General features: G+C 67.3%; 2 protein-coding genes. Both read right to left on the reverse strand.

Features of this window, described 5'->3' with window-relative positions:
• A partial coding sequence (locus E5A74_RS21325) for an ATP-binding protein (RefSeq protein ID WP_240699916.1) occupies positions 1 to 133 on the reverse strand: 133 nt, incomplete at its 3' end.
• A partial coding sequence (gene istA / locus E5A74_RS20695; RefSeq protein ID WP_135987522.1) for an IS21 family transposase occupies positions 72 to 1,375 on the reverse strand: 1,304 nt, incomplete at its 5' end. The genes E5A74_RS21325 and istA, both read right to left, overlap by 62 nt.

Here is a 1,375-nt window from a genome sequence, read left to right on the forward strand (position 1 = left end):
TCTTGCGCAGCCGTACCAGGCGCTGGTTGTCACGCCAGGCCAGTTCGCGGTCGAGCAGTAGGCCGAGGCGTTCATCGAAGCTCAGGCTGTGGCTGGCCGGCAGCGTCCATTGCTCTTCCAGGGCGCGGGCCATGCCGTCCAGGCGTAGCTGGTGCAGTTGATTCAGGGTGTGTTGCGGCATCATCGAACAGCTCCTGTTGCGGGGGTTGGTAGTAGTCGGCGCCACGGACGTTCTCGTGGTCGCCGGGTAAGGTCGTTTCGGCGGCACGCTGGGGCAGCGGCTGTTGATCCAGGCCTTGCTGGAGCAGGTTGCGCACGCTGCGCCCGGTGAAGGCGCGCAGGTGTACGGCACGTTCGGCAGCGGCTTCCAGGCGTGCATTGCCATAGCGCCGGGCCAGCGAGAGCAGGCCGAGGCAGGCGCGGTAGCCCATCTCCGGGTGCGGCTTGTGGGTCAGTTGGTGATCGATCAGTTGGCGCGTGTAGGGGCCGATCCGCTCGCCCCAGTCGAGCAGGCGTTGCGGCGTCCACTCACGATGCGCCTGGTGCGCTGCGGGCATGTGTTCGCGCTGGGTACTGTAAGCGCCGCGTCGCCCCAGCAGCAGGTGGCTGGCCACCCGCCGGTTGCCATGCAGCACTTCCAGGGTGTGTGCCGTCAGTCGCACGTCCACGTTCTGCCGGGCCAGGGCGGAGGGCACGCTGTAGAAGCTGCCATTGACCTCGATGTGGTAGTCGATGCTGACCTTGCAGCGCTTGAAGGTGGCGACCTCGTAGGGATGCACCGGCAGCGCTCGCAAGGCCGGGCGATCCAGACGCTCGAACCAGTCGCGCCGGCAGCCATCGAGCCGCTTGAACGGGCGCCGATTCAGATCCTCCAGCAGCTCGGCGATGGCCTGGTTAAGCGCATGCAGGCTGAAGAACTGCCGATGGCGCAGCCGCGCCATGATCCAGCGCTCGACCACCTGCACCGCCACCTCGGCCTTGGCCTTGTCCTGAGGCTTGCGTGGCCGTGCCGGCAGGATCACCGTCTGGTAATGACGCGCGCACTCCAGCGTGGCCCGGTTCAGGCCCGGCTCGTAGCGATCCGGCTGGGCGACCAGGGCGCGCGGATTGTCCGGCACAACCATTTCCGGCACGCCGCCAAAGTAGGTCAGAGCCTGGCCCAGCGAGGTCAGCCAGTCCACCTGGGTTTCGCCTGGCGTCGCGCAGGCATAGGTGTAATTCGAGGCGCCCAGGGCGGCGACGAAGATGTGCGCCCGGCGCACTTCGCCGGTGGCCGGGTCGACCACCGGCAGCGTCGGCCCGGCATAGTCGATGAATAGCTTCTCGCCCGCACGGTGCAGCTGACGCATCGAACGTTTGAGCGTCTGGGCGTAGC

Origin of the sequence: Sphingomonas naasensis (assembly GCF_004792695.1) — a bacterium.
Taxonomy (GTDB): domain Bacteria; phylum Pseudomonadota; class Alphaproteobacteria; order Sphingomonadales; family Sphingomonadaceae; genus Sphingomonas; species Sphingomonas naasensis.